The sequence below is a fragment of the Ideonella sp. P3_A4 genome (genome assembly GCF_056403075.1).
Genome location: NZ_JBFUGE010001114.1, coordinates 1 through 1183, shown reverse-complemented (window position 1 = coordinate 1183; position 1183 = coordinate 1). Strand labels below are relative to the sequence as shown.

The window sequence follows — 1183 nt, the reverse complement described above, 5'->3', positions numbered from 1 at the left end:
GTGTACTCGACCGTGCGGGTGAGCACGCGGTTGGCTTCGTCGTAGGTGAAGCTGGTGTCGACCTTGTTGCCGTCGGTCTGGATCTTCAGCCGGCCGCCCACATCGTACTGGCGCGAGTCCACCACCAGCGAGCCGACCTTCTTCTCGGTCAGCAGGCCGTCGTGGTCGTAGGTGTAGGTGGTGGTGGCTTTGCTGTCCTTGACGGTCCAGACCTCGCCGAAGACGGTGCGCTTGGTCGTGACGGTGACGCCTTCTTGCGTCGACATCGTGACGCTGCGGTTGCCCTTGTCGTAGGTGTAGGTCGTGACCTGGCCGCTCTCGTCCTGCGTGGTCAGCACCTGCGAGAACGCGTCGTAGCTGCTGTAGCTGGATTTGCTCAGCTTGTTGATGACCTGGACAGCGCGGCCCAGACGGTCGTAGACCTGCGTGGTGCTCACGCGGTTCGCATCGGTGAGCTTGACGGCGCGACCGAAGGCGTCGTACTCGGTGCTGACCTTGGCGGCGATGCCGCTGGCGTCGCTGACCGTGTCCAGCAGCAGGCCGCGGCGGTCGTAGGCGTAGGTGTCCTGGCGCTTGCTGCCGTTGATGTCGGCGCCGCCTTGCCACGGCACCCAGCGCTCGCGCGCTTCGCCGAAGGTGTTGTAGTTGATCCAGGTCAGCGCGTTGTCGGCGGTGGTGATCCCGGACAGCCGCCCGGTGCCGTCGTACTGGTACAGCGTTGTGGAGTCCTGGGTCTTGTCGGCGCGGTTGTTCACCGCATCCAGCAACGCCTTCGTGACGAGGCCACCGAGGGGAATGCCGGTCAGGCTGATGGCCGTGCCCAGGCGGGTGACGGCGGTGCGCTGGCCCAGCGTGTTGTAGTCGTGTTGCTCGACCTCGCCGCGGGCGTTGACGGTGTAGCGCAGGTTCCCGTCGAGGTCGTAGAAGTAGCGCGTGCGGTAGTTGTTGGCATCGATCGTGCTGGTCAGACGCCCGGCCGCGTCGTAGGTGGAGTCGACCGCCTCGTTGGTCCAGACGAGGTTGTCGTCGGTGACGTTGCCGGTGAGCTTGAGCGAGCTCTCACCGCCAAGCTCCTGGGTCTTGTGGCCCCAGATGTCGTAGCGCAGGCTGGTGATGCGCGCATCGGTGCCGGAGCCCACCGTGGCCTTGATCACCCGGCCCGCGGTGTCGTAGTCGTACTGGG

General features: G+C 65.7%; 1 protein-coding gene. It reads right to left on the bottom strand.

Translation table 11 applies throughout. The features are described from left to right. The coding region (locus AC1DYI_RS36295) for a hypothetical protein (protein ID WP_477208930.1) at positions 1–1183 on the bottom strand (1183 nt) is incomplete at both ends.